9 protein-coding genes are annotated in these 5217 nt (G+C 66.2%); 2 read left to right on the top strand and 7 right to left on the bottom strand.

The genetic code is table 11. The features are described 5' to 3' along the window. A partial coding sequence (locus VN419_RS13905) for a BON domain-containing protein (protein ID WP_325647815.1) occupies window positions 1-269 on the top strand: 269 nt, incomplete at its 5' end. Between the two features lie 15 nt (window positions 270-284). Here the strand turns inward: VN419_RS13905 and VN419_RS13900 are convergent. Continuing rightward, entirely contained in the window at window positions 285-1127 is an 843-nt protein-coding gene (locus tag VN419_RS13900) for a glycosyltransferase family 2 protein (protein WP_325647814.1), read from the bottom strand. A 361-nt stretch (window positions 1128-1488) separates the two neighbouring features. Continuing rightward, window positions 1489-2067, bottom strand: a complete 579-nt coding sequence (locus VN419_RS13895; RefSeq protein WP_325647813.1) for a TetR/AcrR family transcriptional regulator — start codon at window positions 2065-2067, stop codon at window positions 1489-1491. A gap of 228 nt (window positions 2068-2295) precedes the next feature. On the opposite strand from VN419_RS13895, the gene VN419_RS13890 reads away from it, so the two are divergent. Next, the gene (locus tag VN419_RS13890; RefSeq protein ID WP_325647812.1) at window positions 2296-2466 is read left to right on the top strand and encodes a rubredoxin; all 171 of its coding nucleotides are present in this window, start codon (window positions 2296-2298) and stop codon (window positions 2464-2466) included. Between the two features lie 41 nt (window positions 2467-2507). On the opposite strand, the gene VN419_RS13885 is transcribed toward VN419_RS13890, so the two are convergent. The 5 genes from VN419_RS13885 to VN419_RS13865 form a co-directional block, all read right to left on the bottom strand. Continuing rightward, entirely contained in the window at window positions 2508-2909 is a 402-nt protein-coding gene (locus VN419_RS13885; protein WP_325647811.1) for a flagellar basal body rod C-terminal domain-containing protein, read from the bottom strand. 18 nt (window positions 2910-2927) lie between these two features. Next, window positions 2928-3341: a hypothetical protein gene (locus tag VN419_RS13880; RefSeq protein ID WP_325647810.1), complete on the bottom strand. Its 414-nt coding sequence runs from the start codon at window positions 3339-3341 to the stop codon at window positions 2928-2930. 47 nt (window positions 3342-3388) lie between these two features. After that, window positions 3389-4168: a GTP cyclohydrolase FolE2 gene (gene folE2 / locus VN419_RS13875; protein WP_325647816.1), complete on the bottom strand. Its 780-nt coding sequence runs from the start codon at window positions 4166-4168 to the stop codon at window positions 3389-3391. Between the two features lie 17 nt (window positions 4169-4185). Then, the gene (gene nikR, locus VN419_RS13870; protein ID WP_325647809.1) at window positions 4186-4605 is read right to left on the bottom strand and encodes a nickel-responsive transcriptional regulator NikR; all 420 of its coding nucleotides are present in this window, start codon (window positions 4603-4605) and stop codon (window positions 4186-4188) included. A 15-nt stretch (window positions 4606-4620) separates the two neighbouring features. Then, on the bottom strand, window positions 4621-5217 hold a 597-nt coding region (locus tag VN419_RS13865; protein ID WP_325647808.1), incomplete at its 5' end, for a class I SAM-dependent methyltransferase.

Raw genomic sequence — 5217 nt, 5'->3', positions numbered from 1 at the left:
CCCTGGTGGTGCTGGCCGTGGCGGCCAGCCGCCTGCGCCCCGCCCCCAACCCTGCGGACACCGCCATCACCACCGAGCTGAACCAGGCCTTGGCCAAAGACTTCAGCTTCAGCAACACGCAAATCGACGTAAAGACCTTTGACGGAGTGGTGATCCTGGGCGGATTCGTGCGCGAGAGCGAGCAGATGCGCAAGGCCGTGGACATGGCCAAGGCCGTCGGCGGCGTGAAGTCCGTGGACAACCGCCTGACCATACGTTCCGGCGGCTAGCTCCGACTTCGCGGCTTACACGGCCAGACGCCGTGCGGCGTGCTCCGGCAGGATGGGGATGAGACCGCGCTCCAGGGGGTCGACTCCGGACTCTCCATACAACACGCCCTCGGCCCAGGCCTGGGTCCACGAAGGATAGAACGCCCGGTTGTCCAGCACGATGTGCGCCTTGGACAGGGCGTCCGCCTGGCGCGCGGCGATGGAATAATTCCCGCCGTGCAGCCGGTAGCGGTACAGCGGCTGCGCCACATGGGCGAAGCGCCCGCGCAGAAGCGCCAGTTGAATCCAGAAATCCCAGTCTTCATAGGTGGTGTCGCCGCGAAAGCGCGCGCCCTTGTCCCACAGCCGGCGCGAAAACAGCGCCGTGGGCGAAAGGATGTTCTGATTGGCCAGCAGAAGCTTGTGGTACGCCCCCAGGCGCATGATGCGGGTGCCCTCGTCCTCCACCAGATAATCGGTGTAGACGACATCGGCCCCCGCGGCCAGTGCGGCCAGACAACGCGGCAGGAAGTCCGGCAGCAGCTCGTCATCGGGATCAAGTGTCAGCAGGGCCTGGCCCCGCGCTCGCGCCAGCCCGGCATTGCGCACCGGGCCGGGCCTGCCCTGGCGCGGCAGGGCGATGACCTCGTGCCAGCCGAAAGACATCGCGGGCAAAAGCTCCCGCGCCAGCTCAAGGGACCCGTCGCTGCTGGCGTCGTCCACAAAGATGACCTCCAGACGCTGGGGATTCATCCGCTGCGCAAGGATCGAGCCGAAGCAGCCCGGCAGAAAACGGGCGTAGTTGTGATTGGGGATGACGATGGAAACCTGAGGGAAGGGCATCGCCCCTGCTCCGGTTTCGCCTTGCGCGGTCTGCATGCGTTTCGCCTTTTCGCTTTTTTCGACGCGGAGCGTGCTGCCCCATGTCCTCTCCACTTTATCGGCACCCAGCGGCCAAGAGATTACACCTTCGGCCACCCGGCAGGCGCTGGACGCGAAAAAGCCCCCGCGAAAAAGCTTCCGCAGGGGCTTTGAACGGGTGTGACCGAATGCGTGACTAATGCTTGATGCAGCGGTTGTACATAAACAGGCCTATGACGCCAAACACAAGAAGCACTCCGGCAATTGCGCCAAGTTCACCAAGCCCCATGATCGCCTCCTCGGGCAGAGCCCGAAATTGCAGGCAGGCGGCTTCCGTCGTCCACCAGGGTTGCGCCGACCCCAAAGCGGGGCGGTGCTGTTACGAATCGCCATGTTCTCCGCCTGCGCGGGGCCGCAACAGAACCTTGTCGTAAAAGGCGGCAAGGTGTCTGGCCGCATCGTAGTCGCGCTTGAACTCGAACAGCTTGAGCCGCCCCACTCCATGCAGGGAGCCGAGCAGCATGTAGGCCAGCTCTTCCACGTCGTCCGCGCGGAACTCGCCCGCGGCCACGCCCTGCTCCAGTATGGCCAGAATGCGCGCGTGCAGGTGCCCGTAGAAACCCGCCACGGGTTCGCCACGGTCCGCAGCGGCGCTCTGGTACAGGAATTGGGCGCTCTCCGGCGCCTGCTCAAGAAAATCGAAGTGGTGCCGAATGAGGGCGTGCAGCCGCTCAATGGCCGGGGCGGACTCGCCCGTGGACGGCAGCGCGGCCATGTACTCGGCGTCCAACTCTTCGGCTATGGCCTGCACAACGCTGCCCTTGTCCTTGAAGTAGTAGAACAGGAGGCCCTTGGCCACGCCCGCGCGCGCGGCGATGCCCGCGATGGTGGTGGCCTTTACGCCCTTGGCGGCGATGAGGCTTTTGGCTGCGTCGAGCAGTGCGCGGCGGTTGTTCATGGCGGACCTCGTTTGACCGTTTGGTCAAGTTGACCACACGTTCAACCCTTTCCAGGCTTTTGTCAAGCCCCGTAAGGCCGGGCCGCAGGTGTTGACGCCGGGGCGCGGCCTGGGTAGCTTCTGGCCGCCGGCACCGACGTTTGGCCCGCCCCTGCGCGGGTCCTTTTCGCCGGAAACGACCTTTGTGACACACAACCGGTCCCCGGACCGCATACTTTGGAGACGACCATGCGTTGCGCCTGCCTGGCCTGCGGCTATATCTACGTGCCCGAAAAGGGCGACCCCGAGCGCGGCGTCGCGCCCGGCACAGCTTCCTGCGACCTGCCCAAAGACTGGACCTGCCCCAAATGCAAGTCCGATCAGGACTCCTTCGCCATGATGGAGGACGACGACGAGTAGTGGAAGCGTAAGGAGGAAGCGCCCGGCACAGGGCGAGAGAATCAGGCGATGAGGTCCATCACGCGGCCGGTGGTCTGCTCCACCGTGCTGATGACCTTGGCGTTGGCCGAATAGGCCCGTTCGATCTGCATGAGCCCCACCATCTCGGTGGCGATGTCCACCCCGTTCCCCTGCCCGAGGAGAGAGGAGACGCCCTGGAGCCCCGCGCCGGGGCCTTCCGAAGCGCCTGCGCCTGTCGCACCAGGGCCAACAGACTCCGCCCCGGAACCCGCACGGTTCACCGCCGCCACCTGCACGCCCTGGCCGCCGGGGCCATCGGCGAACTCCGCCCGCAGGGGCTGGTAGTTCCCGGTGGAGACGTTGGCGATGTTGTGCGCCGTGGCGTCCAGGGCCACGCCAAAGGCGGAAAGGGCCTGCACGCTGGAGCTGCTTTCGATGCTCACGGCTCCCTCCCTGCGCGCCTAGGCCGTGTAGTCCACGATGCGGCCGAGGTAACTGTCGGTGTAGTTCTGCGCGGCCAGATTGGAAGCGAAGGATTGGTCCAGCTGGTTCACGCTCAGGTAGTTCTGGGCCATCTCCTGCGGGCCGCCCTCCGGCGTGGCGGCCACGGGGCGGATCATGCCGGAGTCGTAGTCCGTGGGCGCGCCGGAGACGTGCAAGGGAAAGCCCGGCCCATCCGACACGGTGGAGTGGCTCAGGGTCAGCTCGGTGATGTCGAGCAGGGGCGGAGTGGCACCGCCCAGGAAGTCGGTGCGCGTCTGGGGCTGGTCGCGGTTGGTGTCCTGGCTGGCATTGACGATGCTCTCCGAGGCCGACATGGCCGAGAGATCAAGGGCCGTGATGCCCTGCATGTTCCAGGCGGTGTCGATGCTCATGGCCTACCCCGTCGCCCTTCGGCTTTGGAAAGGTCGACGTATCGCTTTTACCCCTGTTTCACGGAACTTTCAATAGACGCCTGCGCAGAATGCCCATGGATGGACTCGAAGCTCTCCACCTCCACCTTGAACCAGGTGATGCGCGGATGCTCGGACAGGCCCTTGGCCGCGGCGCGCACCACGTCCTCCACAAAAGCCGGGTTGGCGAAGGCCGCCTCGGTGACGAACTTCTCGTCCTCGCGCTTGAGCAGCGTGTACACGGGCGAGGAGCCGGAGCGTTCGGCGATTTCGATCAGATCCTCAAGCCACAGGAACCCCTTGAACTTCGCCTGGATGCGCACATTGCTGCGCTGGCTGTGCGCGCCCTCGTCGCTGATGGCCTTGGAGCAGGGGCACACGGTCATCACCGGCACGTCCACGCCCAGGGTGAAGTCGAGCCTGCCGTCCTCCCACGCGCCGATGACCGAGCAGGGATAGCCCATGAGGCCCTTGGCCCCGCTCTTGGGCGAGGACTGGCGCAGGAAGTACGGAAAATCAAAGCGGGCGTAAGCCCGGCGCGCTTCCAGCCGCACGGAGATGTCGGACAGGAGCTTTTCCAGCGACGAGCGCGAAAGCTCCTCCTCCCAGTTCTCCAACGCCTCCACGAAGCGGCTCATGTGCGTGCCCTTGAAGGCCGCGGGCAGATCCACGGCCAGATCCACGCGGGCGACCGTGTGCTGCGTGCCGGACTGGCGGTCGCGCACCACCAGGGGCAGGTGCAAGTCCTTCACGCCCACGCGGTCGATGGGCAGCTGGACCGTGGCCGGGTGCTTCTGAACGTCTTCCATCTGTGCGGATGCGGACATTAATCGATCTCCTGCCCGGTGGTGGTGAGCACAAGGTGCCCGTGCTTCACGCCCTTGGTGGAGATGAGCTTCTGCCCCAGGCCCTTGATGAGCTCCGCGCTGCCCTTGAGCACCAGCACCTCCAGGCAGTTGTGGTGGTCCAGGTGCACGTGCATGGTGGAAAGGATGACCTCGTGGCTGTCGTGCTGCAGCTCGGTAAGCTTCTGGGCCAGGCCGCTGGCGTGGTGGTCGTACACCAGGGTCAGCGTGCCCGCCACCTCGCCGTCGGAGTTCTCCCACTGGCGCTGCACCAGCATGCTGCGGATGAGGTCGCGGATGGCCTCGGAGCGGGTCTGGTAGCTCTTTTCCTTGCAGAGCCCGTCGAACTTGTCGAGCAGGTCGGAATCAAGCGACACGCCGAAGCGGATGGTTTCTCCCATGGTCTGCCTTCCTTGTTAGCTTCGTGAAGAGTTGCTGCGCGATATCTCGCGAAGATGCACGGTCATGTTCTGGCCGCCTTGGGCCACCTTGGCCGTGTGCGGCGTGGCCACGCGCCAGCCCAAGGCCTCCAGGCGCGCGCAGGCCCCTGCGGAAACGCCGCGCTCCGGGTCGGCGATGAACGCGCGGCCCTGCGGCGCCAGGGCATGGTCCAGAAACGCGGCCACGGGCTCGAAAAAGCGGCGCTCATACAAGATGTCCGCGCCGAGGATCACCTCGGCCCCGCCCTTGGGCACGGCGGGCGCGCGCCAGTCCATGGCGGCGAATAGCGGCCGGGCCTCGCCCAGGCGCAGGTTCAGCGCCGCGTTGCGCTGCGCGTAGGCCAGGGCCTCGGGCTCGTAGTCGAAGCCCAGCACCCGCGCCCCCACAGAGGCCGCCACCAGGGACGAGAGTCCCAGGCCACAGCCCGCGTCCAGGCAGGCGCGCCCGGCCACCAGCGCCGGGTTGGCGGCGATGAACCGGGCCAGCAGCACGGCGGCGGGCCACAGCTCCACCCAGTAGGGCAGGCGCTCGTCCGCGCCGAACTGTTCCTCGCCCATGGCCGCCCACAGGCT

The sequence above is a fragment of the Humidesulfovibrio sp. genome (assembly GCF_035560995.1).
Lineage (GTDB): Bacteria > Desulfobacterota > Desulfovibrionia > Desulfovibrionales > Desulfovibrionaceae > Humidesulfovibrio.
Note: the sequence above shows the minus strand (reverse complement) of the source record. Positions and strands in the feature narration are given on the sequence as shown.

What these genes read in the sequence shown, in the direction of transcription:
- folE2 (WP_325647816.1), bottom strand. Translation starts at nt 4,168, where the DNA reads ATGGAAGACGTTCAGAAGCACCCGGCCACGGTCCAGCTGCCCATCGAC.
- VN419_RS13890 (WP_325647812.1), top strand. Translation starts at nt 2,296, where the DNA reads ATGCGTTGCGCCTGCCTGGCCTGCGGCTATATCTACGTGCCCGAAAAG.
- VN419_RS13895 (WP_325647813.1), bottom strand. Translation starts at nt 2,067, where the DNA reads ATGAACAACCGCCGCGCACTGCTCGACGCAGCCAAAAGCCTCATCGCC.
- VN419_RS13880 (WP_325647810.1), bottom strand. Translation starts at nt 3,341, where the DNA reads ATGAGCATCGACACCGCCTGGAACATGCAGGGCATCACGGCCCTTGAT.
- nikR (WP_325647809.1), bottom strand. Translation starts at nt 4,605, where the DNA reads ATGGGAGAAACCATCCGCTTCGGCGTGTCGCTTGATTCCGACCTGCTC.
- VN419_RS13900 (WP_325647814.1), bottom strand. Translation starts at nt 1,127, where the DNA reads ATGCAGACCGCGCAAGGCGAAACCGGAGCAGGGGCGATGCCCTTCCCT.